The 25,918-nt window shown below is 67.0% G+C and carries 23 protein-coding genes and 1 pseudogene; 12 read left to right on the top strand and 12 right to left on the bottom strand.

Translation table 11 applies throughout. The features are described 5' to 3' along the window. Positions 1-89: 89 nt before the first annotated feature. Complete coding sequence (locus R9J51_RS09035; protein ID WP_168554228.1) at positions 90-545, bottom strand: peptidylprolyl isomerase; 456 nt, start codon at positions 543-545, stop codon at positions 90-92. 163 nt (positions 546-708) lie between these two features. On the opposite strand from R9J51_RS09035, the gene mgtE reads away from it, so the two are divergent. Both mgtE and R9J51_RS09025 read left to right on the top strand, forming a co-directional pair. Continuing rightward, positions 709-2,109: a magnesium transporter gene (mgtE, locus tag R9J51_RS09030; protein WP_168555423.1), complete on the top strand. Its 1,401-nt coding sequence runs from the start codon at positions 709-711 to the stop codon at positions 2,107-2,109. 21 nt (positions 2,110-2,130) lie between these two features. Then, entirely contained in the window at positions 2,131-2,538 is a 408-nt protein-coding gene (locus tag R9J51_RS09025; RefSeq protein WP_168554227.1) for a DUF1489 family protein, read from the top strand. 30 nt (positions 2,539-2,568) lie between these two features. Here R9J51_RS09025 and nudC read toward each other — a convergent pair whose 3' ends face one another. Genes nudC through R9J51_RS09010 form a run of 3 tightly spaced genes read right to left on the bottom strand, consistent with a single transcriptional unit; the run spans position 2,569 to position 5,954 of the window. Next, positions 2,569-3,498 (bottom strand): NAD(+) diphosphatase, encoded by a 930-nt coding sequence (gene nudC / locus R9J51_RS09020; RefSeq protein ID WP_179504261.1) that lies wholly within the window; start codon positions 3,496-3,498, stop codon positions 2,569-2,571. Then, on the bottom strand, positions 3,495-4,808 hold the full coding sequence (locus tag R9J51_RS09015) for a serine hydrolase domain-containing protein (RefSeq protein WP_168554225.1): 1,314 nt from the start codon (positions 4,806-4,808) through the stop codon (positions 3,495-3,497). The genes nudC and R9J51_RS09015 overlap by 4 nt, the downstream gene beginning before the upstream one ends. Positions 4,809-4,853: 45 nt before the next feature. After that, positions 4,854-5,954 carry an A/G-specific adenine glycosylase gene (locus tag R9J51_RS09010; protein ID WP_179504260.1) on the bottom strand — a complete coding sequence of 367 codons (1,101 nt, stop codon included), beginning with the start codon at positions 5,952-5,954 and terminating at the stop codon, positions 4,854-4,856. A gap of 14 nt (positions 5,955-5,968) precedes the next feature. Between R9J51_RS09010 and R9J51_RS09005 the strand changes: the two genes are divergently transcribed. The 8 genes from R9J51_RS09005 to R9J51_RS08970 all read left to right on the top strand — a co-directional run bounded on the left by R9J51_RS09005 (position 5,969) and on the right by R9J51_RS08970 (position 14,163). Next, entirely contained in the window at positions 5,969-6,580 is a 612-nt protein-coding gene (locus tag R9J51_RS09005; RefSeq protein ID WP_179504259.1) for a DUF721 domain-containing protein, read from the top strand. Next, complete coding sequence (locus tag R9J51_RS09000) at positions 6,577-7,317, top strand: thioredoxin domain-containing protein (RefSeq protein WP_169473804.1); 741 nt, start codon at positions 6,577-6,579, stop codon at positions 7,315-7,317. Before R9J51_RS09005 ends, R9J51_RS09000 begins: the two co-directional genes overlap by 4 nt. Positions 7,318-7,363: 46 nt before the next feature. Continuing rightward, positions 7,364-8,113 (top strand): thioredoxin domain-containing protein, encoded by a 750-nt coding sequence (locus R9J51_RS08995; protein WP_169473802.1) that lies wholly within the window; start codon positions 7,364-7,366, stop codon positions 8,111-8,113. Between the two features lie 49 nt (positions 8,114-8,162). After that, on the top strand, positions 8,163-11,603 hold the full coding sequence (locus tag R9J51_RS08990; RefSeq protein ID WP_179504258.1) for an AAA family ATPase: 3,441 nt from the start codon (positions 8,163-8,165) through the stop codon (positions 11,601-11,603). A gap of 122 nt (positions 11,604-11,725) precedes the next feature. Continuing rightward, a complete protein-coding gene (locus tag R9J51_RS08985; protein ID WP_432787955.1) occupies positions 11,726-12,580 on the top strand; it encodes an MBL fold metallo-hydrolase in 855 nt (284 codons plus the stop codon). Positions 12,581-12,794: 214 nt separating this feature from the next. Next, on the top strand, positions 12,795-13,067 hold the full coding sequence (locus R9J51_RS08980; RefSeq protein WP_179504257.1) for a BrnT family toxin: 273 nt from the start codon (positions 12,795-12,797) through the stop codon (positions 13,065-13,067). Further along, on the top strand, positions 13,021-13,308 hold the full coding sequence (locus R9J51_RS08975) for a BrnA antitoxin family protein (RefSeq protein WP_432787954.1): 288 nt from the start codon (positions 13,021-13,023) through the stop codon (positions 13,306-13,308). The genes R9J51_RS08980 and R9J51_RS08975 overlap by 47 nt, the downstream gene beginning before the upstream one ends. A gap of 63 nt (positions 13,309-13,371) precedes the next feature. Further along, positions 13,372-14,163 carry a toll/interleukin-1 receptor domain-containing protein gene (locus tag R9J51_RS08970; RefSeq protein WP_179504256.1) on the top strand — a complete coding sequence of 264 codons (792 nt, stop codon included), beginning with the start codon at positions 13,372-13,374 and terminating at the stop codon, positions 14,161-14,163. Positions 14,164-14,241: 78 nt separating this feature from the next. Here R9J51_RS08970 and ubiA read toward each other — a convergent pair whose 3' ends face one another. Beyond that, the gene (gene ubiA, locus R9J51_RS08965) at positions 14,242-15,156 is read right to left on the bottom strand and encodes a 4-hydroxybenzoate octaprenyltransferase (RefSeq protein ID WP_179504255.1); all 915 of its coding nucleotides are present in this window, start codon (positions 15,154-15,156) and stop codon (positions 14,242-14,244) included. 111 nt (positions 15,157-15,267) lie between these two features. Here ubiA and R9J51_RS08960 point away from each other — a divergent pair, with 111 nt between their 5' ends. Next, positions 15,268-16,017, top strand: a complete 750-nt coding sequence (locus R9J51_RS08960) for a 16S rRNA (uracil(1498)-N(3))-methyltransferase (protein ID WP_179506397.1) — start codon at positions 15,268-15,270, stop codon at positions 16,015-16,017. A 52-nt stretch (positions 16,018-16,069) separates the two neighbouring features. Here the strand turns inward: R9J51_RS08960 and fghA are convergent, their stop codons facing one another. From fghA to R9J51_RS08925, 7 genes and pseudogenes are all read right to left on the bottom strand, one after another. Beyond that, positions 16,070-16,915, bottom strand: a complete 846-nt coding sequence (fghA, locus tag R9J51_RS08955) for an S-formylglutathione hydrolase (protein ID WP_179504254.1) — start codon at positions 16,913-16,915, stop codon at positions 16,070-16,072. Then, on the bottom strand, positions 16,912-17,295 hold the full coding sequence (locus R9J51_RS08950) for a VOC family protein (RefSeq protein ID WP_179504253.1): 384 nt from the start codon (positions 17,293-17,295) through the stop codon (positions 16,912-16,914). Before R9J51_RS08950 ends, fghA begins: the two co-directional genes overlap by 4 nt. Positions 17,296-17,406: 111 nt before the next feature. Further along, entirely contained in the window at positions 17,407-20,013 is a 2,607-nt protein-coding gene (locus R9J51_RS08945; protein WP_179504252.1) for an HWE histidine kinase domain-containing protein, read from the bottom strand. A 65-nt stretch (positions 20,014-20,078) separates the two neighbouring features. Then, a pseudogene (gene astD / locus R9J51_RS08940) lies at positions 20,079-21,487 on the bottom strand (succinylglutamate-semialdehyde dehydrogenase). 5 nt (positions 21,488-21,492) lie between these two features. Further along, positions 21,493-22,503 carry an arginine N-succinyltransferase gene (locus tag R9J51_RS08935; RefSeq protein WP_168554215.1) on the bottom strand — a complete coding sequence of 337 codons (1,011 nt, stop codon included), beginning with the start codon at positions 22,501-22,503 and terminating at the stop codon, positions 21,493-21,495. After that, positions 22,503-23,723: an aspartate aminotransferase family protein gene (locus tag R9J51_RS08930; protein ID WP_218843455.1), complete on the bottom strand. Its 1,221-nt coding sequence runs from the start codon at positions 23,721-23,723 to the stop codon at positions 22,503-22,505. The genes R9J51_RS08935 and R9J51_RS08930 overlap by 1 nt, the downstream gene beginning before the upstream one ends. Before the next feature lie 94 nt (positions 23,724-23,817). Further along, positions 23,818-24,855, bottom strand: coding sequence for a DUF1338 domain-containing protein (locus tag R9J51_RS08925; protein WP_168554214.1), 1,038 nt, complete (start codon positions 24,853-24,855; stop codon positions 23,818-23,820). A gap of 99 nt (positions 24,856-24,954) precedes the next feature. Here R9J51_RS08925 and R9J51_RS08920 point away from each other — a divergent pair, with 99 nt between their 5' ends. Next, entirely contained in the window at positions 24,955-25,860 is a 906-nt protein-coding gene (locus tag R9J51_RS08920) for a LysR substrate-binding domain-containing protein (protein ID WP_169473784.1), read from the top strand. The last annotated feature ends 58 nt before the right edge of the window (positions 25,861-25,918 follow it).

Below are 25,918 nucleotides of genomic sequence, written 5' to 3'. Positions count from 1 at the left end.
GCAAAAAAGGCGGGGACCAGCCCCGCCTTTCCCTGATATGATACAGGTTTCGTCTCAGAACCGAGACAGCGCCCGATCGTCGCTCTGGCTCAGGCCGCCTGAACGGTCGCCTTGCGGATCACGCCCGGGTTTGCGGGCGGCTCGCCCTTGGGCAGCGCGTCGATCAGGTCCATGCCGCTCTCCACTTCGCCCCACACGGTGTACTGGCGATCGAGGAAGCGCGCGTCGTCAAAGCAGATGAAGAACTGGCTGTTGGCCGAGTGCGGATAGCTGGTGCGGGCCATCGAGCACACGCCGCGCACGTGCGGCTGGTCGTTGAATTCGGCCTTGAGGTCCGGCTTGTCGGAACCGCCCATGCCGGTGCCCTGGGGGCAGCCGCCCTGCGCCATGAAGCCGGGGATCACGCGGTGGAACTTTACACCATCGTAAAAGCCTTCCGAGGCCAGTTCCTTGATGCGTTCCACGTGGCCGGGGGCCAGATCGGGACGCAGCTTGATCACCACATCGCCCGAATCCAGCGACAGGACCAGTTTTTCTTCAGACATCGACCACTCTTCCTTGGCAAACAATGCCGCCGATATAGGCAATCTGCCGGCAAAGTCACGCTGCACTGCATCATTGCATTTGCCGGATGATCGCCTATCCCGGCCCATGATGGATGAAGCCGCGCACCGGGACGACGAACCGCAGATCGACACCGACACCGTGATGGTGGCGGCGCCCGATCCTGTGCGCAATTCGCAGGAGCTGGACGAGGAAGACAACACGCTGCGCCCCTCGTTCCTGCGCAAGGTGACCGAAGCGCTGGACGAGGCCGACCAGGAAACCGTCTATAACCTGGTCGAGCCGCTGCACCCGGCCGACATTGCCGACTTGTTCGAGCTGATCGAGCAGGAATATCGTGCGCCGCTCGCCCGCGCGATCAACGACCTGCTGGGGTCGGAAGTGCTGGCCGAATTGAACGACTGGGTGCGTGATGCGCTGGTCGACGATCTGGAGCCGGACGAAGTTGCCGATCTTGCCGAGCAGATGGAGACGGACGACGCCGTCGCCCTGATCGAAGATCTCGACGAGGAAGACCAGGCTGCGGTCCTGGCCGAGATGGAGCCGGAAGACCGCGCGGCGATCGAAAGCGCGCTGTCCTACCCGGAAGAATCCGCCGGCCGCCTGATGAGCCGCGACGTGATCGCGGTGCCCGAACACCTGAGCGTGGGCGACCTGATCGATTACTTGCGCCGCGACGACGATGACCTTGCCACCGAATTCTGGGAAGTGTTCATCGTTGACGTGAAGCACCGCCCCGTGGGCACGTGCATGCTGTCCTGGCTGCTGCGCGCGCCGCGCAGCGTGGCCCTGGCCGATGTGATGAAGCGCGACCAGACGCTGATTCCCGTGACCATGGACCAGGAAGAAGTGGCGCTGCGCTTCCAGAAATACGCGCTGATCTCGGCCGCCGTGGTGGACGACAGCGGGCGCCTGGTCGGCCAGATCACGGTGGACGACGTGGTCCACATCATCCAGGAAGAAGCCAGCGAAGACATCCTGCGTCTTTCGGGCGCGGGCGATGGCGACATCAACGAGCCGATCGCCTTGACCGTGCGCACGCGCCTGTCGTGGCTGGTGGTGAACCTGGGCACGGCGATCATCGCCGCGTCGGTGGTGGGCCTGTTCCAGGGCGCGATCGCGCGCTTTGCCCTGCTCGCCGTGCTGATGCCGATCGTTTCGGGGATGGGCGGTAATGCCGGTACGCAGACCCTGGCCGTGGTGGTGCGCGCGATTGCCACCAACCAGCTGACCAGTTCCAACACCGTGCGCATGATCCTGCGCGAATTGCGCATTGCGCTGGCCAACGGGCTGTCGCTGGGCGTGCTGATCGGGGTGGGCACCACGCTGATCTTCGGCAACCCGCATCTGGGCGCGGTGATCGCGGCGGCGATGGTCATCAACAATCTGGTGGCCGGGCTGGCCGGGATCATGGTTCCCGTCACGCTCGATCGGCTGCGCGTGGATCCGGCTGTCTCTTCGGCCGTATTCGTCACGATGGCGACCGATGTCATGGGGTTCTTCTCGTTCCTGGGGCTGGCGGTCGTTACCGGACTTGCCGCCTGATACCGATCGGAAGACCTGCAAATGCCCTTGCACATGACCAAGGTGGCCTATGGCGCCCAATCGCTGGCCGAAGTCCACGAATGGTTTTCCGCCGGGCGGCGGCACGGTGCCGATGGCGTGGCGCGCCTAACGACGCGCAATTGCCCGCGCCGCCATGCCGAGATGATCGGCGGCTCGCTCTATTGGATCTTGAAGCATCAGCTCGTCGCCCGCAGCGAGATCCTGGGCTTTGAAGAGGCCGAAGGCGGCCGCACCAACATCCTGGTGTCCACCCGCCTGATCGACGTGGTGCCCAAGCCGCGCCGCGCGCACCAGGGCTGGCGCTATCTGGAACCAGGCGATGCGCCGGCCGATCTGGGCGATGGCGAAGCGGGCGATGTCTTGCCAGCGGAGATTGCCGGGGAATTGGCCAAGCTGGGACTGGTTTGAAGCGGGGTTGCTTGCGAGGCCTGACGCAACCTATCCCCGCGCCACCATCCACCATTCCAGCAGGTGCCGCGCCACCGCCGTATGCGTGGGGGCGCCGAACGGGGCATCGGGCCGGCCTTCCAGCGCGGCGGTCACTTCGGCGCGGGTGAACCAGCGCGCGTCTTCCAGTTCGGCATGGTCGATCGCGATCGCCGGATCGTCGGCCAGGGCGTGGCAGGCGAGCATCAGCGACGAGGGATAGGGCCAGGGCTGGCTGGCGACATAGCGCACGTCGCGCACGCGCACGCCGGCTTCTTCCAGCACCTCGCGGGCGACAGCCTCTTCCACCGTTTCCCCCGGTTCCACGAACCCGGCCAGCGCGGAATAGCGCCCGGCGGGGAAGCGCGGCTGGCGCCCCAGCAGAAGCCGACCATCGTGTTCGACCAGCATGATCGTGACCGGATCGACACGCGGAAAATGCTCCGCCCCGCATGCGGCATTGGTGCAAGATCGCTGCCACCCACCCTTGGCCGCGCGCGTGGCATGGCCACAGCGCGCGCAAAAGCGGTGGCGGGCATGCCAATCGACCAGGCTGCGCGCGCCGCCATAGATCGCCAGGTCTGCTGCCGGCATGGCATCGAGCATGGCGCGCAAGTTTGGCGCGGCGGGCGCCGTGCTGCCGCCCAGGGCAGGCGCGACCGCGGCAAAGCAGCCGTGGCCCTGCGGATCAAGGCCCAGGAACACGAGATCGGCCCCCTCTGGCGCGGCCGCAAGCGGCGCCCAGACCAGCCCGCCCTCGGCCGAAAATTCGGGTGACAGGCCATCGAGCACCAGCAGGCGCGCGCCGGCCGCGGCCTGCACCGTCGCCAGCCGCGCCGGATCGGTGCGCACGGCATCGGCCCGGTCGAGCGGATTGCCGGCATAGGCAATCGGCGGCAAGGCCTTGTGCAAGCCGGCGGTCAGCGTGGCAGTATCGGTCATGCGGCAACCTTGTGTTGGGCGAGCAGCCGCGCGCGCACGTCGCTGCGCACGGCCTGGGGAAAGGCATCGCTGAACGGATAGGCGGTGCTGGGCATGTATTGGGTGAAGAACCCGGCGCGCACCCCGCCCACCTTGCTGATGAACGCGATGGTGCCGGCCGCGCCCGACCAGCCATAAGTGCCGGCCGATTCGCCCAGCCCCACGCGGCCGCCGGCCCCGAAACCATGCCCGGCAATCCAGGTGCCCGCCGTGCTGGCGGTGGCCGGCAGCAGGTTGCTGGTGCCCAGGTCCACCGCGCGCTGGCTCATCACCCGCTTGCCGGCAAAGACCCCGCCGCCCAGCAGCATGGCCAGGAAGCGGTCATAATCGCGTGGACTACTGATCATCCCGGCCCCGCCAAAGGGGAAAGCCGGCGGATCGAGATAGACCGAGTTGGCGGCCACATCGATCGGCAGCAGGCGGCCGTTGGCGACGGCATAATTGGTGGTGAACCGCGCCACGTCGGCCTGCGCCAGGCGGAAGCCGGTGCTGGCCATGCCCAGCGGATCGAACAGCCGCGCTTGCAGGAACGAAGCAAAATCCTGGCCCGAGGCCAGCTCGATGATCCGCCCCATCAGATCGAGGCCGACCGAATAGGACCAGCGCGTGCCGGGTTGATAGACCAGCGGCAGCTTGGCGAGATTGTCGGCAAAGGCGGCCAGGCTGGGTGCGGGATGCGATTCGCCAAAGCCGGGCACGGGCACGCGGCTCACGGCATAGGGGGTGATGCCCGCTGCGGCATAAGCCTCGCGGATCGGGCCGGTCTGCACGATGGTATAGCCCAGGCCAGCCGTGTGGGTCAGCAGGTTGCGCACGGTGATCGGCGCCGTGGCCGGCACCACCTTGTCCACCGGGCCAGCCGGATCGACCAGCACATTCATGTGCGCAAAGCCCGGCAGGAAATCGGCAATCGGTTGGTCAAGCTTGAGCTTGCCCTCGTCGATCAGCATCATCGCGGCCATGCCGGTGATCGGCTTGGTCATCGAATAGACGCGGAACAGGCTGTTTTCATCCAGGGCGCGTGCGTCACCGCGCGTGCCCACGCCCCGCGCCACCACTTCGGGGGCGCCCTGTCCCCAGCCCAGCGTGGCCACGGCACCCACAAGCTTGCCAGAGCCGACGTAGTCATCAAGCAAGGCAGACAGGGCGGGCAAGCGCGGATCGGTGGGCGCGGCATGGGCCCAGCGCCGCAGCAGCAGGCCGCCGCCCAGCATGCCTGCCCCACCCAACAGAGCGCGGCGGCTGAGCGCCGGGGTTCGCGGAAGTGTCATTCCATCGTGCATCTGGCCATCGTGCATCGCGAGCAAACCCTTTCTTCAAACCTCTTGCGCACCGGCCAGCGCCAGCCGCGCCGCCTTTGCAAAAACCGTTGGCAACCCGGCATTTTCCATGTCGGCGCGGGGCCACCAATGAGCGCCGGGGATATTAGCGGCAGAACCGCCTTCGCCCACCATCAATTGCAGATCGAGATCGAAATGGGTGAAACCGTGGCGCACCACCCCCGCCGATCGCCACGTGCCATCCTGCGGCGGCTGGCCATGGCCATCGGCCCGCGCGCTCCAGCCATCGTCGGGCAGTGCGCGCATGCCGCCCAGCATGCCCTTGCCCGGCCGCGTCACGACCAGCACTTGTACCGCGCCGTCCGGGCCGGTCCGTTCGATCCAGAATGCGCGGCCCTGGCGCTGCGGCTTGGCTTTCTTGGCCGCCTTGACCGGCAGCGTTTCGGCCCGGCCCTCGCGCTCGGCGCGGCACGCGCCACGCAAGGGGCACAGCAGGCAGCGCGGCGCCTTCACGGTGCAGATCGTGGCGCCCAGGTCCATCATCGCCTGGGCAAAATCGCCGGCACGGGCAGCGGGCGTGATCGTGTCGGTGGCGGCGCGAATCGCCGGGCGTGCAGCGGGCAGCGGCGTATCGATGGCAAAGAGCCGCGCTACCACGCGCTCCACATTGGCATCCACCACCACGGCCCGCCGATCGAACGCAATCGCGGCCACCGCTGCGGCGGTATACGCCCCCAGCCCCGGCAAGGCGCGCAACCCCTCCTCGCTATCGGGAAAGGCGCCCAGTTGCGCCACGGCGCGGGCGCAGGCCAGCAGATTGCGCGCACGGGCATAATAGCCAAGCCCCGCCCAGGCAGCCATGACCGTCGCGTCGTCTGCCGCGGCCAGATCGTGCACCGTGGGCCAGGTGCGGGTGAATTTCTCGAAATAAGGGCCAACCGCGGCCACCGTGGTTTGTTGCAGCATCACTTCGGACAGCCACACCCGATAGGGATCGGGCGCGGGCGTTCCGGGATGGCTGCGCCAGGGCAGGCGCCGGGCATTGGCATCGTACCAGCCCAGTAGCGCAGGCGCCACGCCATCGCCGGTTTCCGTGATGCGGGCGGGGAAATCGTCAGGATGGCCACTGGCTTGCATGGCGCCGCTATGGCATGGCAGGCGCCAAGATGGAAAGCGATCCGCCAAAATCACGTCCTGCCCGAAAGGCCGCCCCCAAGGCCGCAGCCAGCAAGCCTGCGCCCAAGGCGTTCGAGCGCAAGCGCGGCGGCGATGCGCGCCAGATTGCCGACCTGATGCCCGCCATCGGGCGTACCGCATTCCGCCGCTTCGGCTTCGTGCAGAGCTCGGTCGTCACCCGCTGGCCCGAAATCGTCGGCACCGCGCATGCCCGCCACTGCATGCCCGAATCGATCCGTTTTGCGCCGGGCGAAAAGTCAGACGGCATCCTGCAACTGGTGGTGACGCCGGCCCATGCCCCGCTGATCCAGCACGTCGTGCCCGAGATCATGGAGCGGGTGAACCGCTTCTTCGGCTATCGTGCCGTGGCCAAGGTGAAACTGCGTCAAGGCGTGGTTCAGGCGCCGCGCCCGACAGGCCCTGCGCCGCTGGCGCCGCCCTCACTCAAGCCGGTACCGATGGACTTGGGTGACAGCCTGCGCGCCATCGGCGATCCGGAATTGCGCGCGGTGCTCGAATCGCTGGCCCGCTCTCTGGGTGAAGCCAGCGCCAGACAAGACACGGACAACAGGGACAATCGGAAGTGACCATCAAACTTCGTTCCGCTGCCAGGGCGCTGGCCCTTTCGCTTGCCGCTGCCCTTGGCATGTTCGCCACGAACCCGGCCCTGGCTGCCCCGCCGAAAAAGGCGCCGGCCGCCCCGGCCGGCCGCAACTGGAACCAGACCGTGGTGCGCACGCCACGTGACAGCTTCGTGCTGGGCAATCCCAATGCCCCGGTCAAGCTGGTGGAATACATCAGCTATACCTGCCCGCACTGCGCCCATTTCACCCAGGAAGCCGATGGCCAGCTGCGCCTGGGCTTCATCGCGCCCGGCAAAGGTTCGATCGAAGTGCGCAACTTCGTGCGCGACCCGATCGACCTGACGGTGGCCCTGCTCACCCATTGCGTGGCGCCGGCCCAGTTCTGGCAGACGCACCTCATGTTCCTGACGCGTCAGGAAGACTGGATCGGCCTGGAAATGACCGCCAGCCAGGCCCAACGCCAGCGCTGGATCACCGGCCCGCTGGCCAGCCGCACCCGCGCCATTGCCAGCGATTTCAAGTTCTATGACATGATGGCTTCGCGCGGGGTGAGCCGCATCGCCGCCGATCGTTGCCTGGCTGACGAAGCCCTGGCCAATCGCCTGGCCGCCGGCACCAAGGAAGCGGCCGACAAGGACTATGTCGAAGGCACGCCTGCCTTCATGATCAATGGTTTGCCGCTGGCCGGCACGGCCAGCTGGGCCGCGCTCAAGCCGCAGCTCGAAGCCCGCATGAACTGATCGGCCACCCACCGGTTTACTGCCCCATCACACGGGAACCCACGCGATGAAATTTGCCAATACCCGCCTTGCGCTGCTGGCTCTGCCGCTCACCCTGGGTCTTGCTGCCTGCAGCAAGAAGGACGATGCCGCAGGCCCTTCGACCGAAACCGCCGCCGCCCTGCCCACCGTGGCCGCGCCCGCCGGCAAGGCGTGGAGCGACGTGGTCAGCAAGACCACCGAAGGCGGCTATGTCATGGGCAACCCCGATGCGCCGATAAAGCTGATCGAATTCGGCTCGCTCACCTGCCCGCACTGCGCCGAGTTCGAGGAAAAGGGCTTTCCCAAGCTGCGCGACACCTATGTCAACAGCGGCCGGGTAAGCCTGGAATTCCGCAATTTCGTGCGCGATCCGTTCGACACCACGATGGCCATGCTGACCCACTGCGGCGCGCCGGAAAGCTTCTTTGCGCTGACACAGCAGGTCTATGCCAACCAGAAGGACATCTTTGAAAAACTGCAGCCCGCTGCCAAGGAAATCCAGGGCATGAACCTGCCGCCGGCCAAGATGTTCGGCGTGATGGCCGACAAGGGCGGCCTGATCGATTTCTTCGGCGCGCGCGGCATTTCGCGCGACCAGGCCAACGCGTGCCTTGCCAACAGCAAGACCGCCGAAGCGCTGGCCAGCGACACCCAGACCGCGGGTGACAAGTACACCATCACCGGCACGCCCACGTTCATCGTCAATGGCAAGAACGTGGACGTGGCCACCTGGGAACAGCTGGAACCGATCCTGCAGCGCGCCGGCGCGCGCTGATCCTGCGCCGGCGGGGGCTGGTCGTGCAGGGATTGGGGGGCCGGGGGCAATGCATTTCCAGCGGCTGAAACTGGCCGGCTTCAAAAGTTTCGTCGAGCCGGCCGAACTGCGCATCGAACCGGGGCTGACCGGCGTGGTCGGCCCCAACGGCTGCGGCAAGTCCAACCTGCTCGAAGCGCTGCGCTGGGTCATGGGCGAGGCTTCGGCCAAGGCCATGCGCGGCGCCGGGATGGACGACGTGATCTTTGCCGGCAGCGCCAGCCGCCCGGCCCGCGCCTTTGCCGAAGTGGCCCTGACAGCCCAAACCGAAGCGGACGACCAGTGGGGCGGCGAACTGGAAGTGGTGCGCCGGATCGAGCGCGGCGCCGGTTCGGCCTATCGCGTCAATGGCCGCGACGTGCGCGCCAAGGACGTGGGCCTGATCTTTGCCGATGCCGCCACCGGTGCGCATAGCCCGGCGCTGGTCAGCCAGGGGCGCATCGCTGCCGTGATCGCCGCCAAGCCGGCCGAGCGGCGGATGATGCTGGAAGAGGCGGCGGGCATCGCCGGCCTCCACGTGCGCCGCCGCGACGCCGAGCAGAAGCTACGGGCGACCGAGGCGAACCTCGCCCGGCTGGAAGACCTGATGGCCGGGCTGGACGGGCAGATCGCCACGCTGCGCCGCCAGGCCCGCTCGGCCGAACGCTACAAGGCCGTGACCGAGCGCATCCGCGTGGCCGAAGCGCGGCTGGTCTTTGCCCGCTGGCGCGATGCCGCCGCCGCCGCGCAAGCCGCGCGCGACGAAGCGGCCCGCGCCGAAGCGGCCGTGGCCGGCGCCCAGGCCGCCACCGTCACCGCCCAGGGCGCGCAGCACGGCGCTGCCACGGCGCTTGCCGCCGCGCGCGAGGAACTGTTCGACCGGCGCCAGGACGCTTCTGCCCATGGGCAGCGCATGGCCGCCCTTTCCGCCCAGTTGGAAGCGGCCGAGCAGCGTGTGGCCGACATCGACCGGCAGTTGCGCTCCATTGCCGAAGACCGCGCCCAAGCCGACCAGCTTACCGCGCAGGCGGCCCAGGCCCGGTCCCGCCTGGAAAGCGACCTGGCAGCCGCGCAAGCCACGCTTTTGGCCGACGAAGCGCGCCGGCCGCTGCTGGCCGCCGCGCTGGACGATGCCGAGCGCGCCGCGCGCGTTGCCGAATTGGCCCAGGCCCAGGCGCAAGCCGAACAGGCCGGGGTGGAAGCCGATTGGCGCGTGGCCCAGGCCGCGCTGGCTGCCGCGCAGGCGGCCCTTGCCAGGCTTGAAGCCGAAGCGCAGCGCCTTGCCACCCAGCAGGCAGCCCTGGCGGGCGAACCCGATCCCGCCCTGGCCTTGGCCGAGGCGGAACGGCGGCGCACGGAAGCGGCCGCCACTCTCGCCAGCCAGCGTGCCCGCCGCGAGGAATTGACCGCTACGCGCGAAAACCTGACCCAGGCACGCGATGCTGCTGCCAATGCCCTGGCCACGGCGCGGGCCGAACTGGCGGGTGTGGCGCGCGAGGCCGAGGCCCTGGCCCGCGACAAGGCCGCCCGCGCCAAGGCCGCAGCCGCACGTGGGCGTGGGCCGGCGGCGCTTTCGGGCTGCCGCGTGGCGCCAGGCTGGGAACGCGCGCTGGCCGCCGTGCTGGGCCGCGATGCCATGGCGCCACTGGGCCCGGCGCCGCAAGCGGGCGAAGGGCGCTTCTGGACCGGGGCCAGCGCGCCCGAGCCGCTGCCCGATGCGCTGTTGCACCATGTGCCGACCTATCCGCCCGAACTGGCTGCCCGGCTGGCGCTGGTGCGCGCGGTGGACGCCGACGAGGGCCAGCCGCTGGGTCCGGGCGAATGGCTGGTCACGCGGGGCGGGCACTTGCGCCGCTGGGATGGCTTCGTGGCGCGTGGCGAAGGAGCGGCAGAGGCCGCCGCGCTGGAGGCAGACAACCGCCTCGCCGAACTCGAAACGCGCCGCCCCGCGCTGGAAGCGGCGGTGCAGGACGCACAGGCCCGCCACGATGCCGCGCGCGACGGGCTGGCCCAGGTCCAGGCGGAATGGAGCGGGGTGGAGCGCGCCATTGGCCAGGCCGCCGAAGCCGAGCGCAGCGCCCTGCGCGCGCTGGACCAGGCCGAAGCTGCCCGCGCCCAGCGCGAGGCACGCGCGGCCGATCTCACCCGCCAGGAGACCACGCTGGCGCAGCAGATCCAGGCTGCGCAGGCCGAAGCGGAGGCCGCGCAGGCCCGCCACGCTGCCCTGCCCGATCCGGCCGCCGGGCGCGCCACGGTCGATGCCGCTCGCGCCACGCACCAAACCGCGCGCGCCAGCCTGCAACAGGCGATGGCCGCCCATGCCGCGTTGGAACAGGGTCTTGCCGTGGGACACGAGCGGCTGGGTGGCATGAGGGCCGACGTGCGCAACTGGCAGGCCCGCGCTGGCGATGCCGCCAAGCGGCTGGTGCAGATGGCGGGCCGGGCAGACGAGTTGGCCACCGAACGCGCGATCGCGGCGGCCAAGCCCACGGCCCTGATCGCCGAGATCGAACAGGGCGAAACGATCCGCGACCGCCTTGCCCGCGAACTCGCCGCGGCAGAGGCTGCGTTGGCCGAGGCCGAGAGCTTAGGCAAGGCGGCCGATGCGGCCCTGGCCCAGGCCAACGAAGCGCTCGCCCTTGCGCGTGAAGCACGTGCCACGGCCAGTGCCAAGGCCACCCATGAAGACCAGCGCCGCCAGGAAATGGCCGGCATTTCCGGCGAACGCTTTCAGTGCCCGCCCCCACTGCTGCCCGAACGCTTTGCCTTTGCCGGCGCCGAAGTGGGCGAAGCGAGTGCCGAAAGCGCCGCGCACGAGCGCCTCGTGGCCGAGCGCGAGCGTATTGGGCCGGTCAACCTGGTGGCCGCCGATGAACTGGCCCAGGCCGAAGCGCGCCAGGCCGAAAGCCTGGCCGAGCAGGCAGAACTGGCCGAAGCAGTCAATCGCCTGCGCGGCTCTATCGGCAATCTCAACCGCGAAGGCCGCGAACGCCTGCGCGCCGCGTTCGAAGCGGTGGATGGCCATTTCCGCCGCCTGTTCACCCGCCTGTTCGGCGGCGGGGAAGCCCATCTGGCACTGGTGGACAGCGATGACCCGTTGGAAGCAGGGTTGGAAATCATGGCCCAGCCGCCGGGCAAGCGGTTGCAATCGCTGACCCTGCTTTCGGGCGGCGAACAGGCATTGACGGCCGTTGCCCTGATCTTCGGCCTGTTCTTGACGAACCCGGCGCCGATCTGCGTGCTGGACGAAGTGGATGCCCCGCTCGACGATGCCAACATCGAACGCTTCTGCGACCTGCTCGATGCCATGGTGGCAGAAACCCAGACGCGCTACCTGATCGTGACGCACAACGCGGTGACCATGAGCCGGATGCACCGCCTGTTCGGCGTAACCATGGTGGAACGCGGCGTCTCACGCCTGGTCAGCGTGGACCTGGGCGGGGCGGAGGAATTGCTCGCCAGCGCGGTTTGAGGCGCGCAGGATCAAGAACGCGGGCGCGCGCCGTCATGGTCGCGCGCGCGGGCGCGTGGCATCAGGGCAGGATGGATGCCGCACGCCGTTTTCGCCCCGCATTTGCGATCGCCGCCCTCGCTGTGATCTGGGCAGCCCCCGCTCCGGCGTTCAATCCCCCGCCCTTCGCGCACTGGATCGACGGCACCACGGCAAGCGAGCCGCAAACCCAGGTCCAGGCGATCGACGCCGATACCTTCGTCATCCGCCAATCGGTGAAGACCAATTTCGAAGCGCCGTTCCTTTATCTGCTGTTCGGCCACAAGGGCGCCCTGCTGATCGATACCGGTGCCGGCGGGCTTGCCGTGCGGCCGACGGTGGAAAAGGTCATCGCGCAATGGCGCCAGGCCCATGGCGGCCGCCCACTGCACCTGACCGTGGCCCATTCGCACAGCCATGGCGACCACCACGCCGGTGACAGCGAATTCGCCGGCCGGCCCGATACCACCGTGGTCGGCCTCGCCCCGACCGACGTGGCCAGCGCGTTCCACGTCGCCGATTGGCCCAACGGCATCGGCACGCTGGACCTGGGCGGCCGCGTGCTGCGCGCCATTCCCACGCCCGGGCACCAATCGGCGCATGTCATGATCTATGACCCGCGCACCCGCCTGCTGTTTTCCGGGGACATGCTCTATCCTGGCCGGCTCTATGTGCCGGAAAACCACTTCGCCGAATTCCGCGCCAGTGCCCACCGCCTGGCCACCTTCGCGCAAACGCATCCGATCCGCGCCCTGCTGGGCGCCCATATCGAGATGACCACCACGCCGGGCCTGGATTATCCGAACGAAGCACCCACGCATCCGGCCGAACACGGCCTGGCCCTATCCCCGGCCGCGATTGCCGAACTCATGAAGGTGGTGGACGGCATGGGCGACACGCCGGTCAAGGTCGTGCAGGCCGATTTCATCGTTTTCCCGGTGGAGCCGCGGCCGAATTGAACGGGGTTTGGGGGTATCATGCCCTCCCCCCGCCCCTCCCGCAGGCGGAAGGGGGACCAAGAAACAAGACCTTGCCGCTTGTGGGAAAGGCTGGGGAGGGTGTGTTGGGTTGCAATGCACCTCTTGACAATTTTTGTAGTTACATTAATTCTTGCAACCAAGATGGTGGCATCTGTGTTCGACGTAGGAGGTTTCGCCGTGACATCACGCAGTGATGGAGATCACGTTCGATCCCGACAAGCGGCAGAAGACAATGGAAGAGCGCGGATTGGATTTCGCTGACGCTGCCAAGGTTTTTGCCGGCAACCATTTCGATATGGCTGACGAACGCTTTGACTATGGGGAGGCCCGCTTCCTCACGTTCGGCTGGCTCGATGGCCGCGCGGTATCGCTGGTGTGGACTCCGCGTGGCAACGGCCGCCGGATCATTTCGATGAGGCATGTTCATGCAAAGGAACTCGAAGCCCGCAAAAGCGCCATGGATTGACCCGGACGACGCGCCCGAATGGACCGAAGAGATGTTCCGCACGGCGGCGGTCTATCAGGGCGACAAGTTGGTGCGCCCCTCCACAGGCACGCTCAAGACTCCGGGCCGCCCCGTTTCCCAAGACCCCAAGAAGCAGGTAACTTTGCGCCTTGATCCCGACGTGCTCGATGCATTTCGTGCCAGTGGCAAAGGATGGCAATCACGCATCAACGCCGAACTGCGAAAGGTGCTCGGGATTTAGGCGGGGATCGGCACAGGCGGCAGATCCAAGCTGCCACATCCTAATGCCTCACGGGAGACCTACATGGCACACAAAATATTTCTCAGTCACAACCACAATGACAAGCCTGTTGTGGAGCCCGTAGCTATAAAACTCGCTCAAATTTTTGGGCATGATCAAGTTTTTTATGATAGCTGGTCTATCCAACCGGGCGACGGCATTATTGATCGGATGAATACAGGCCTAGAGGCACCTGAGCTTGTATTATTTTTCGTTTCGAAAAATAGTCTTTCTAGCGGCATGGTGAAGCTGGAATGGCAAAACGCCTTGTACGCCGCTTCAAAAGGTAAAACTAGAATTGTACCCGTCAGAATAGATGGTTGCGAGATGCCACCTGTTCTTCGGCAGACCCTATTTATAGATATGTTTGAAAATGGCCTTGAATCGACTATTTTATATATCATCAACATTACTCAGGGCCAGGCTTCATTTACCCCACAGCATGCAGGGTTTTCCAATCTCACGTTTTCTTCTAGCGCTGACCAAAATGGATCTATAGAAATTGCAATTCGCGCCTCTCATTTAATGGAATCAAGGCACAATTTTTTGTTTTTAACGAAAAATTCTCTTGATGAAATTCGTATTAGCACGAGAAATGCCTTTCTCGATCACATCATTTTAAAACAAAATTTTAAAGGAATTCCATATCCCGAAAATGTTAATGCGATAATTGTAAAGCCATTTGGCGAGACTTTGACACCTGATCATTCAATTTACTTTGAAGTCGAAAAATTATCCAATATTCCAATTCAAATTTTAGCGGTATTTCATGAGAAGGGCGAAGGGAAATGGGTTTCCATTCCTCCATCACCATAAAAGTATTGATTAGAAAATTTTAGAAAACAAGGAATTACAGGCAGCGGGTTTCATTTTCCACTCCGGTAGGAATGATCCCTACCCCGCACTCCCCACCACCAGACACGCCAGCGCCATCAGAAAGCCTGCCGTCCGGTTCGAGCGGAACCGCGCCAGGGCGTTGTCGCCATCGTCAACCTCCAGGCTCAAGGCCTGCCAGCCAAGGTGCAGCGCCACCGGCAAGAGGGCGAGCAGGGCCAGCGGATCGGGCCTGACCAGCCAGAACGCCTGCGCCCAGAGTACCACGGCGGCGGTGTAAAACGCGGTGACGCCGGGCTTCACCTTGTTGCCGAGCGCCCGCGCGCTGGAGCGGATGCCGACCATCGCGTCGTCCTCGCGGTCTTGCAGCGCGTAGATCGTGTCATAGCCGATGCACCAGCACATCGCGCCGGCATAGAGCGCGGCCAGGGCGCCCAGGCCGGTGTCGCTCACCGCCACCCAGCCGGTGGGCGCCCCCCAGGTGAAGACCAGGCCGAGCCAGGCCTGCGGCCACCAGGTGATGCGCTTCATAAACGGATAGGCGGCGACCAGCGCCAGGCTGCCCAGCGCCACGATCTGCGCCTGCCAGCGCAATTGCAGCAACACGACAAGGCCGACGGCGGCCAGCAGGCCGAGCCAGGCCCAGGCCGCTTTCTTGCGCACGCGGCCGCTGGCCACCGGGCGTTGCGCGGTGCGCGCCACTTGCGCGTCGAGATCAGCGTCGACGATGTCGTTGTAGACGCAGCCTGCCCCGCGCATGGCGATCGAACCCAGCAGCATCCACGCCACCAGGTGCCATTGCCGCGCGCCGCCGGCCAGGAACACGCCCCAGGCACAAGGCCAGAACAGCAGCCACCAGCCGATCGGCCGGTCCAGCCGGGCCAGCAACGCATAATCGCGCAAGGGTTGCGGCAGGCGCGCGACAAGGCCGCGATGCTCGCTGTCGGGGACGATCTGGTCGGTTGCGGTGGTCATGCCCGCCGGTTCCTGCGCCGCTTTGAGCTTGGCTGCAAGGGGATGGGCCCGCAAGGGGACAGATTGCCCGAAGCCGCCCGCCTGCCTATGAACCGGCCGATGACCGATCACCTGCCCGCCACCCCCGCCTGGCCACCCCGTTCCGCCCCCCGCCTGTTCGTGCCGCAACGGCTGGAGGAAGGCGCCAGCGTCCTGCTGGAAGGCGGGCAGGCACACTATCTGGGCAAAGTGATGCGCGCGGGCGCCGGCGATGCCGTGGTGCTGTGCGACAACCAGACCGGCGAATGGCTGGCCCGCGTGGCGCACGCCGGCAAGCGCGACATGGCTCTGACCGTGGAGCGGCAACTGCGCGGCCTTGAGGCTGTGCCCGACTTGTGGCTGTGCCCGGCGCTCTTGAAGAAACAGGCGTTCGACTGGGTGCTGGAAAAGGCCACCGAACTGGGTGCGGCGCAGATCCGCCCCGTGATCACCCGCCGCTGCGTGGCCGACAAGCTCAATGCCGAACGCGCCACCACGATCGTGACCGAGGCGGCCGAGCAATGCGCACGCACCGCCCTGCCCGCGCTGGCCGATCCGGTGAAGCTGGAGGCGCTGCTGCGCGATTGGCCCGAAGACCGCGCGCTGTTCTTTGCCGATGAGCAGGGCGGAGACCCGGCTGCAGAGGTCTTTGCCGCGCACAATGGCCCGGCGGCGCTGCTGATCGGGCCGGAGGGCGGTTTTGACGAAGCCGAGCGCGCGCTCGTCCGCGCGCATCCCGCCGCCCGCGCCATCACGCTGGGACCGCGCATCCTGCGGGGCGAAACCGCCGCGCTCGCCGGTCTGGCATTGTGGATGGGAGTTGCCGGGGATTGGGGGCGGTAGTCCCCTTTGTCGTCACCCCGGGCTCAGCCCCGGGGTGACGACACGGACAGGCTCAAAGGCGCTCGGCGTGCCAGCGCAAGTGGTCTTCCATGAAGGTGGAAATGAAGTTGTAGCTGTGGTCATAGCCCGGCTGCAGGCGCAGCGTGAGGTCAACTCCCGCCGCCTCGCACGCGCTGGCGAAGAGTTCGGGGCGCAGCTGTTCGGCCAGGAAGCCATCGGCGTCGCCCTGGTCGATCAGGATCGCGCCGGCCGGACGCTTGCCGTCTTCCACCAGCGCGGTGGCATCGTGCGCACGCCACGCGGCGCGGTCTTCGCCCAGGTATCCACCCAGCGCCTTGTGCCCCCAGGGCACCTGGCCCGGCGCCACGATCGGCGCAAAGGCGGAAAGCGACTTGAACGTTTCGGGATAGGTCAGCCCCAGGGTGAGCGCGCCATGGCCACCCATCGAATGGCCCGTGACCCCCATGCGATCGAGGTCCACCGGGAAATGCGCTCCCAGCAAGGCGGGCAGTTCCTGCGACACATAGTCCCACATGCGATAGTGCGCCGCATAGGGTTCTTGCGTGGCGTTGACATAGAAGCCAGCGCCCAGGCCGAAATCATAGGCGCCGGCCGGATCGTCGGGCACGTTTTCGCCGCGGGGCGAGGTATCGGGCGCCACGAAGACCAGGCCCAGTTCGGCGCAAAGCCGGCGATACTCGCCCTTGTCCGTCACATTGGCGTGGGTGCAGGTGAGCCCGGAAAGATAGAGCAGCACGGGCAGCTTGGCCCCCTGCTGCGCCTGGGGCGGCACGAAGACCGAAAAGGTCATCGGCGTGGCCGTGGCAGTAGAGGCATGCTTGTACACCCCCAGCACGCCGCCGTGGGCCCGGCTGGTCGAAACGGTTTCCAACGTCATTGCACCTGTCCATAGTTGTGCAGCGCGCAGATCTTGTGGCCATCAGGATCGCGCAAGTAAGCCAGATAATAGGGGCTGCCCTGGCGTGGCCCCGGCGGATCTTCGCACGGCGTGCCGCCATGCTCCAGGCCGGCCGCATGCCAGGCATCGGCCTGTTCGGGCGTCATGGCAAAGCCCACGGTAAAGCCGTTGGCGCACGTGGCGGGTTCGCCGTTGATCGGCAACGTCAGGATGAAGATGCCGCCGTTGTGCACATAGATCAGCCGCCCCTTCTTGTGATCGACGATGCCCTCGGGCCCGCCGAACGTGGCAAAAGTGGCATCGTAGAATGTCTTGGCACGATCGATATCGTTCGTGCCGATCATCAGGTGGCTGAACATTGGCTTTCGTCTCCCCGGTTGCGGCATGCCGCTGCCGCGCGTTGCGGGGTGTGCCCGGCAGCGGCCCTGCCGGTCAAGTGCCCGCGTGGACCGATCGTGGCGGGGGCGTGCTTATTGCTGCGCGGCAGAGTCCGCCGGGGGCGCGGCCTGGCCCTGGCTGACGGCGGCGCGCAGTTCCTTGAGCCCATAGGGCTTGTTGATCACCGGCACGCCGGGCCAGCGCTCAACGCCGATCCCCTCGCCATAACCGGTGGCGAAGGCAAAGGGCACGCCCAGCTCGATCAGCTTGTCGGCGACGGCCGCACTGGTATCCACGCCCAGGTTGAAATCGAGCAAGGCAAAGTGGAACGGACCCTGGTCCAGCATGCGCAACGCGTCACGCACCGTGGGCGCGGTGCTCACCGCCGCAGCGCCCAGTTCGCGCAGCGCATCCTCGCCATCGAGCGCAATGATCATGCTGTCTTCCACCAGCAGGACGTTGCACCCGTCGAGCGGGGTGGTCGCGCCGCCCAGGCTGATCGGCATGGGCCCGCTGTGGCGCGCCGCCGTCACCCCTGCCACGCACGGTTCGGGCAGCGTGAAGCGGGCGTGTACCCCGGCCGGCAGATAGGAAATCTGCGCCGTGCCGCCCAGGTCATAGGGGATCGATCGCTCGATGATGGTGCTGCCAAAGCCGCGCCGGGTGGGCGTCGCGACGGGGGGGCCGTCGCGCTCCTGCCAGTCCAGCACCAGCCCGCCATGCACGTCGCGCTCCCACGAGAGATGCACGGTGCCCTGCCCGGCAAGCGCGCCGTATTTCACGGCGTTGGTCATCAATTCATGGATCACCAGGGCAATGGTGACATAGGCCGTGGGATAGAGCAGCACGTTCTCGCCCTGCGCCACGACGCGTTCGGACTGTGCGCGCAGATAGGCGCCGGCTTCTATTTCCACCAGATCGGCCAGCCGCGCCGGGCCCCAGCGATCGGCGGTGATCTGGTCGTGCGCGCGGGCGAGCGAGCGGATGCGATCATCCAGCGTGGTGATGAAGCCGGCCACGTCGGCGGCACCATCGCGGGTCTGGGCGATAAGCCCGCGGATCAGCGACAGGATGTTGCGCACCCGGTGGTTGAGTTCGGCGATCAGCAGTTCCTGCCGTTCCGAGGCGCGCGCGCGCTCCGCCCCGGCGGTTTCGGCCAGGCGCACCAGAACTTCCAGCATGCCCACGCGCAGCGCCTCGGCCACGCGGCGCTCGGCCGGGGTGAAGGGTTGGCTGGTGCCCTTGACCAGTTCCGCCCACGCCTCGAAACTCTTGCGCGGGGTAAGGCGCGGGCCATTGGGGCCGTAGACGATTTCCTTTTCCGGCTTGCCGCCCCAGCGCACTTCGCGCAGGCGTTCGGCGCGGAACAACACGATGTAGTCGCGCGGCTCTCGAGACAGCGGAATGGCCAGCATGCCGGCGGCCACATCGCCATGCGCGGCGGCCGAAGGCAATTGCGCGGCGATGGTTTCGGTGGCGAAGACCTGGCCCGACGACACGCGGTTGAGCAGCCGCACCACGTCTTCGAACTGCGCAGGATTGGGCGTCAGCCCCACCAGCGAGGTTTGACCGCGCACGTGGACACCGATGCCATCGGCGGGAATGGCATCACCGATCACGTCGGCCAGCCATTGCGGATTGTCGAGCAGGTCGTTGTCCTGCGCCACGGTGGCCAGCAGGCGGTCGGTCACGGCGCGGCCGCGCGCTTCGTATTCGCGGGCCTGAGCATTCTCGCGCGCGTCGAGCATCAGCGAGAACATCTGGCCGAACAGTTCGGCCGCGCTGCGCGCCGCCATGCTGGGCAGGCGCGGGGCATAGTGGTGGCACGCGAACAGGCCCCACAGCTTGCCCCCCACCACGATCGAGATGGACAGCGAGGCGCACACGCCCATGTTGCGCAGATACTCGACGTGGATCGGCGAGACCGCGCGCAGCAGCGACAGCGACTGGTCCAGCAGCTTGCCGTCGGGATCGCGCTGCGGCATCAGCGGCACCGGGGTTGAACCCACATCGGCAATCACCCGAAAGGTGTTGCGCAGATAGAGCTTGCGGGCCTGGGACGGAATGTCGCTGGCCGGATAGTGCAGGCCCAGAAAACTGTCGACGCCGTGGCGCACGGACTCGGCCACCACTTCACCCGATTCCTGCGCATCGAAGCGATAGACCATCACCCGGTCGAAACCGGTGATCGCGCGCACCTGGCGCGCGCCTTCGCGCAGGAACCCAGGCAGGCCATCCACCTGCTGCAACCGCGCGATCATGCTGCGCACGACCGATGTCGCTTCAAGCGGTTCGGCTGCTGCCGGCTCCGCCTCGATCACGATCTCTCGACCGGAAAAATGCACGGCCACATCGAACGGCGGCCGATCGGCCAGCAATGGCACGCCAAAGATCCGCTCCACCGCGTCGGGCCCGCGCAGCGTGGTCAGGCGGTTGCGAATGGTGTGGATCGCCTCGCGATCGATCAGGTCGGAAAGCGGCTGGCCCAGCGCGGTTTCGGGCGATGTGCCGGTGAATTCGGCGAGGTTTTCCGAAACCCGTGCCACCATCCAATCGGGCGTGACCGCGACCAGAAAGCCGAAGGGCTGGATAATGCCCAAGACATGGATCGGCTCACGATCACAATTGCTGAGATCTACAGCAAAGGCTCCCGCCCCATTGCCGGGAGCCTGGCCGTCCGATTCAGAGTGTTTGGTCATCCGTGCTGCGCATAACGCACGGATGCAAAAAAGGTGCCGGAAAAATCCGGCACCCGTGCGGTTTTTCAGGCCGGCACGCCGGGTACCGGTTGGGCCGCGATGGCCGGCGCTTCGAAACTGGCCATGGGCCAGGCGCAATAATCGGCAGCGTAATAGGCGCTGGGGCGGTGGTTGCCGCTTTCGCCAAGGCCGCCGAACGGCATGTTGGCCGCAGCCCCGGTGGTCGGGCGGTTCCAGTTGACGACCCGGCGCGCACGAACAGGCGGAATTCATCCCACAGCGCTGGATCGGCGGAGATCAGGCCGGCCGAAAGACCAAATGCGGTGTCGTTGGCGCTGGCCAGTGCCGCGGCAAAATCGGGCACCCGGCGCACGCTCAGCACGGGCGCGAACACTTCGCGATCGGGCACGGCCAGACCGGTCACATCCAGGATCACGGGGGCAAAGAACGCCTCGCGCCGCCCGTCCTGCGCCGCTTCGGCCAGAATGGTGCGGGCGCCGCCTGCCACCAGGTCGCGCACCGCAGCGCGTGCGCCACGCGCCTGCGCGTCGCCCACCAGCGGGCCCATGAACGCCTCGCCCGGCTCGTCCCACGCGGCGATCGGCAGGCGCTGCGCCAGGTCTGCCAGCGCGTCGACCACGCTGTCACCCCAGGCGCCTTCGGGCAGGATCAGCCGTCGCGCGCACGAACAGCGTTGCCCGCTGGTGACAAACGCCGAATGCACAATCAGGCTGGCCACCGCGGCCGGATCGCCGTCCCAAGCCACCAGCGGATTGTTGCCGCCCAGTTCCAGCGCCAGCACCACATCGGGCCGGTCGGCAAACTGGCGGCGGAAAATCTGGCCGGCCGTGGCCGAGCCGGTGAACAGCAAGCCATCGATACGGCCCTTGAGCAGCGCTTCGCCCGTCTCGCGCCCGCCCTGCACGATGTTGAGCACGCCATCGGGCAGCCCCGCCTCGCGCCACAGGCCGACCATGGCAGCACCGGTCGCCGGCGTCAGCTCCGATGGCTTGAACACCACGGTGTTGCCGGCCAGGAGCGCCGGCACGATGTGCCCGTTGGGCAGGTGACCGGGGAAGTTATAAGGGCCCAGCACCGCCATCACGCCATGGGGGCGATGGCGCAGCGTGGCGCTGCCGAACGGCGTTTCAGCCTGCCGCGTGCCCGTGCGCTCGGCCTGGGCGGCGATGGATACGGCAACCTTGCCCGCCATGCCGGCCTGCTCGGTGCGGGTTTCCCACAGCAGCTTGCCGGTTTCCGCGCTGATCAGTTCGGCAAGCGCGGGACTGGCCTTGACCAGGGTGGCATAGCGCTGGGCAATCGCCACCCGCTCTTCCAGCGGGGTGCGGGCCCAGGACGGGAACGCAGCGCGGGCCTTGTCCAGCGCGGCAGTGCAGGCGGCCGCATCGGCCACATCGCCTTCCCACACCACGCGGCCATGGGCCGGATCGAACGACTGGAGCCTTTGGGTCACGGCAATCAACTCACGATCAGGGCATCGCCCGGGCGAATGCCCAAGGCGGCCAGGGTTGTTTCGGGAACGACCAGCGCGTCTTCGCCGATGCGCGCCGGCGTCAGCGTGGCCCGGAACGAGGCCAGGCCCGGCGTTGCCACCAGGTGGAGCCGATCATCGGGCCCGCTTTCCACCACGCCGGCGGCGGCGGGCAGGCTGCGCGCATTGCGAATGGTGCGCAGCTGGTCGCGCGGAGCAGTCACGGTGGGGCCACCGTCAAAGATGTCGATCAGCCCCGAACGGGTAAAGCCTTCGTCTTCCAGCATCGCCAGCGCGCGTTCCCCATGGCGATGGACCTTGCCGATCGCCTCGCGCGCGGCCGGATCCACCAGTTCCAGATAGATGGGGTGGCGCGGCGCCAGGTCCAGGATGAACTGCCCGTCGGTGGCGGTGATCATCCGGTCGGCATCCTCGAACGGCAGGCGAAAGAACTTGGCGGCGATGCCATGCCAGAACGGGCTTTCGTCACGCTCGTCGAACCAGCCGCGCAGTTCGGCCATGATCGTGGCGGCAAACAGATCGCGGTTGGCGCCGATCAGGGCATAGCGCGCGCGGGCCAGCAGCGACCCCGCCCCGCCCTGCCGCTTGCGCGGGCGCAGGAACAGCGATCCCACTTCCGAAGCGCCGGTGCATTCGTTGACCAGCACCAGCGCCTGGTGATCGAACCGCGTGCCCGTGGCCGACGAATACTGCGCCAAGGTCATGACGCGGAACGAGAAGTGTGGCCGGTGCAGCCCGACCCCGCCCTTGATCCCGGCCACGCCCTCGATCATGCCGGTGTCGAGGTCTTCCAGCATCAGCGTATACCACGCCTCGGCCGGGGCGACTTCACGGGCAAAGCTCTGCGCCGAAAGCGCCAGCCGCTCGGCCAGCAAGCCACGGTCTTCGGGCAGGCTGGTGAAGCCCTTGCCCGAAAGGAACGCCAGATCGAGCAGGGCATCGATGTCGGCCGGCCCGGCCGGCCGCACCACCAGCATCAGGCCGCCACCGCGCTGGCGGCGTGACCCAAGCCCCAGCCGCGCCCGCGCGCATCGGCCAGCGTCGCGTCGAGGCGGCCCAGCGCCTCGTCCACTTCAGCCGCCGTGATCAGCAGCGAAGGCAGCATGCGGATGCAGTTCTCGCCGCCGCCCGCCACCAGCAGGCCATGCTCGCGCGCCAGGGCCATCACCTCGCGGTTGTTGGCATGCAGCTTGAGCCCCATGAGCAGGCCCTTGCCACGCGTCTCCACGATCTGATCGGGATAGCGCCCGGCAAGCTGGGCAAAGCCGGTGTAGAAACGGTCGGACATGGCGGCAACATGCGCCAGCGCGGCGTCTTGCGCAATCACGTCGAACACGGCGAGGCCCACGGCCATCGCCAGCGGATTGCCGCCGAAAGTGGTGCCGTGCACGCCCGTGACCATACCGCTGGCCGCTTCGGCCGTGGCCAGGCACGCGCCGATGGGGAAGCCGCCGCCCAGCGCCTTGGCAATGGCCATGATATCGGGCTCTGCGCCGGGGAACCACTGGTGGGCAAACAGCTTGCCGGTGCGGCCCATCCCGCTTTGCACTTCATCGTGGATCAACAGCACGCCGTGTTCGCGCGTGAGGCGGCGCAGTTCGAGCAGGAACTCGCCCGACAGCGCCCGCGCGCCGCCTTCGCCCTGCACCGGCTCCACGATCACCGCCGCCGTGGTGGGGCTGGCAATCGCCTGGGCCAGGGCGGGCATGTCGTCGATCGACAACTGCACATAGCCGGGCAGGCGCGGCCCGAACCCTTCGAGGTAGGTGGGATTGCCCGAGGCGTTGATCGCCGCATAGGTGCGGCCGTGGAACGAGCCGGCAAAGCCGATCACGTCGATGCGTTCGGCGTTACCCTTGGCATAGTGATATCGGCGCGCGGTCTTGAGCGCGGCTTCCACTGCCTCGGTGCCCGAATTGGCGAAATAGGCCAGGTCGGCAAAGGTGGCACCGGTCAGCTTGTCGGCCAGTTCCTCCTGGCCGGGAATGCGGAAGATGTTGGACACGTGCCACAGCTTGTGCGCCTGCGCGGTGAGCGCCTCGACCAGCGCGGGATGCGCGTGACCCAAGCTGCACGTGGCAATGCCGGCCACGCAATCGAGGAAGCGACGGCCATCGCGCGCTTCCAGCCACACGCCTTCCCCACGTTCCACTTCGATCTGGGCACGGGCATAAAGCGGCATCAGAGCTTCAGACATGACGATTTCTCCCCGCAAACGAGATCGCGGATTTTGTGTTTCTGTTGGGTTTGACCCGCCCCCCGCGCGATTGCGGGCGGGGGGCGAAACGGGATCAGGCCGCGGCGGTCATCTTGAAGATGCCCGTGGCATTGCCGCTGTCGAACGTAAGGTCGAGCTTGCCCGTGGCGGCATCGACCCGCCGCGTGATGAATTCGAAGAACGATCCCGGCACGGTCTGCGCGGTCAGCGTGCCATCGTCGGCGCGGAACGAGCGCTTCACTTGCGCGGCGCGCAGTGCCGTCTGGCGCACCCGGCCCGAGGCCGAAACTTCCACTTTGTCCTTGATGCTCCGCCCGGCCTCGCGCTCGCCCTGGGCCGTTTCCTCAACGTCGCTCACCCGGTCGGTCACATGGTTGAAGGCATTGCCTTCGGTGGAAATCCAGGCGGCTTCGGCGCTTTCGGCGCGCAGGATTTCATAGTCGCGCTCGAACGGCACGGGATGCTGGCGATCGAACAGCCGCATCACCACCTTGAGCGCGGCGGCCGCGTCTTCCTGCGGCACGCTGCCGCCTGCGGCAAAGCGGGCCAGGACTTGCGCCGTCGCAGCATCGAGCCGATCGAGCGCGGAGCCGAACACCCGCACCGCCGCCTTGGAAAAGGCGGGCGAGAACTGGTCCACATGCAGTTCGCTCACAAAGAACTGCGGCATCGTTTCGGCAAAGCGCGCGTGGCACCACACATGCCCGGTCATCTTGAGCCGCGGCAGGGGATAGACGCCCACTTCGACATAGCCCAGGGGTTCGAGCACGCGGCGGAACGCCTCCACCCCGTTGGGCATGGCGCAGCGCGCGCCTTGCGGCAGGGCCACCGTACGCAGCGCGCCATGGTCGAGCACGATGCGGCGGCCCTGCGCCGCGCATTGCGCCACATACTCGGCGCCTTCGGGCACGCGGTCGAGCAGATCGGCAAAGAGCACGAGGTTGAGTGCCTCGGCAAAGCGCAGGGCATCGATTCCATTGACCGGAGCATGGCTGCCCACCGGCACCATCGGCGCGGCCAGCGCACGAATCCGCGCGGCCTCGGCATGGCCCAGGACATTTTCGACAAGGTCCGAGCCGCTGCTTTGTTCGATGGTTGCCAAGTTCGGCATAATGCGCCCTTTCGATCTAATATCGTCTAGACATGCTATTTATGTTAGGAAAGCCGTGCTTCAAAACGGGGAAGCATCATCTGTTGATCGGGTTTTGGAATGAGCGAATCGCGTCGTGAACTCCCTTCGATGACCGCGCTGGCCTGCTTCGTGACTGCAGCACGCGAAGGTGGCTTTTCCCGCGCCGGTGAGCAGCTCGGTCTGACGCAAAGCGCGGTCAGCCGCCAGATCGCCCTGCTGGAAGAAGCGTTGCAAACCCCGCTGTTCCAGCGTCATGGCCGCCGCGTCACGCTCAACGAAGCCGGCCGCGCCTATGCCGAGGATATCGAGCCGGCGCTGCGCCGCATCCGCATGGCCACGGCCAAGGCAATGGACCGTGGCAGCCGGCGCGACCTTGCCATCGCCACGCTGCCCAGCTTTGGCATGCGCTGGCTGGCGCCGCGCCTGCCGGGGTTGACCGCGCGCCACCCGGAATTGACCGTGAACTTTGCGGCACGCTCGTTTCCGTTCGACTTGCGCGAAGAGCGCTTCGATGCCGCGATCCACTTCGGCGCCGCCGATTGGGCCGATGCCGAAATGGTGCCGCTGTTTGCCGAACAGGCCGTGGTCGCCTGCTCGCCCACCTGGCTGGCGGCCGAAGGCGTGACACAACCCCAGGACCTGCTGGACAAGCCGCTGCTATTCCAGATTTCGCGGCGGAGCGCCTGGAACCGCTGGTTTGCCATGGCCGGCATCGAAGGCCTGCCGCCGCTCAAGGGCGCGACCTTCGAACACTTCCTGATGCTGGCCCAGGCCGCCGCGGCCGGATCGGGCGCCGCCCTGCTCCCGCGCTTCCTGATCGAACCCGAACTCCAATCCGGCTCGCTGGTAACCCCCTTTGCCACCGCGCTGGTGGACGAAGGCCAATACTACCTCGTGCTCCGCCCCGACTGGCGCGACCACCCAGGGCTGGTGAAATTCCACGACTGGCTGGTAGACGCGGCCAAGGAACAGGGCGAAACGTAGCGATCCTCCCCATGAAATGGGGAGGTGGCAGGCCGCAGGCCTGACGGGGGGCCGAAAC

Origin of the sequence: Novosphingobium rhizosphaerae, assembly GCF_050920675.1 — a bacterium.
GTDB classification, from domain to species: domain Bacteria; phylum Pseudomonadota; class Alphaproteobacteria; order Sphingomonadales; family Sphingomonadaceae; genus Novosphingobium; species Novosphingobium rhizosphaerae.
The sequence above is the reverse complement of the archived record's forward strand: the minus strand, read 5'-3'. Positions and strand labels throughout refer to the sequence as shown.

Bases quoted from the DNA above. Each gene is read 5' to 3' on its own strand.
- R9J51_RS08935 (WP_168554215.1), bottom strand. From the start codon at position 22,503: ATGCTGGTGGTGCGGCCGGCCGGGCCGGCCGACATCGATGCCCTGCTC.
- R9J51_RS08975 (WP_432787954.1), top strand. From the start codon at position 13,021: ATGTTCATGCAAAGGAACTCGAAGCCCGCAAAAGCGCCATGGATTGAC.
- R9J51_RS09035 (WP_168554228.1), bottom strand. From the start codon at position 545: ATGTCTGAAGAAAAACTGGTCCTGTCGCTGGATTCGGGCGATGTGGTG.
- R9J51_RS08970 (WP_179504256.1), top strand. From the start codon at position 13,372: ATGGCACACAAAATATTTCTCAGTCACAACCACAATGACAAGCCTGTT.
- R9J51_RS09005 (WP_179504259.1), top strand. From the start codon at position 5,969: ATGGCAGGCGCCAAGATGGAAAGCGATCCGCCAAAATCACGTCCTGCC.
- ubiA (WP_179504255.1), bottom strand. From the start codon at position 15,156: ATGACCACCGCAACCGACCAGATCGTCCCCGACAGCGAGCATCGCGGC.
- nudC (WP_179504261.1), bottom strand. From the start codon at position 3,498: ATGACCGATACTGCCACGCTGACCGCCGGCTTGCACAAGGCCTTGCCG.
- R9J51_RS08925 (WP_168554214.1), bottom strand. From the start codon at position 24,855: ATGCCGAACTTGGCAACCATCGAACAAAGCAGCGGCTCGGACCTTGTC.
- mgtE (WP_168555423.1), top strand. From the start codon at position 709: ATGGTGGCGGCGCCCGATCCTGTGCGCAATTCGCAGGAGCTGGACGAG.
- fghA (WP_179504254.1), bottom strand. From the start codon at position 16,915: ATGACGTTGGAAACCGTTTCGACCAGCCGGGCCCACGGCGGCGTGCTG.
- R9J51_RS08980 (WP_179504257.1), top strand. From the start codon at position 12,795: ATGGAGATCACGTTCGATCCCGACAAGCGGCAGAAGACAATGGAAGAG.
- R9J51_RS09010 (WP_179504260.1), bottom strand. From the start codon at position 5,954: ATGCAAGCCAGTGGCCATCCTGACGATTTCCCCGCCCGCATCACGGAA.
- R9J51_RS09025 (WP_168554227.1), top strand. From the start codon at position 2,131: ATGCCCTTGCACATGACCAAGGTGGCCTATGGCGCCCAATCGCTGGCC.
- R9J51_RS08990 (WP_179504258.1), top strand. From the start codon at position 8,163: ATGCATTTCCAGCGGCTGAAACTGGCCGGCTTCAAAAGTTTCGTCGAG.
- R9J51_RS09015 (WP_168554225.1), bottom strand. From the start codon at position 4,808: ATGACACTTCCGCGAACCCCGGCGCTCAGCCGCCGCGCTCTGTTGGGT.
- R9J51_RS08950 (WP_179504253.1), bottom strand. From the start codon at position 17,295: ATGTTCAGCCACCTGATGATCGGCACGAACGATATCGATCGTGCCAAG.
- R9J51_RS08945 (WP_179504252.1), bottom strand. From the start codon at position 20,013: ATGACCAAACACTCTGAATCGGACGGCCAGGCTCCCGGCAATGGGGCG.
- R9J51_RS08930 (WP_218843455.1), bottom strand. From the start codon at position 23,723: ATGTCTGAAGCTCTGATGCCGCTTTATGCCCGTGCCCAGATCGAAGTG.
- R9J51_RS08920 (WP_169473784.1), top strand. From the start codon at position 24,955: ATGAGCGAATCGCGTCGTGAACTCCCTTCGATGACCGCGCTGGCCTGC.
- R9J51_RS08995 (WP_169473802.1), top strand. From the start codon at position 7,364: ATGAAATTTGCCAATACCCGCCTTGCGCTGCTGGCTCTGCCGCTCACC.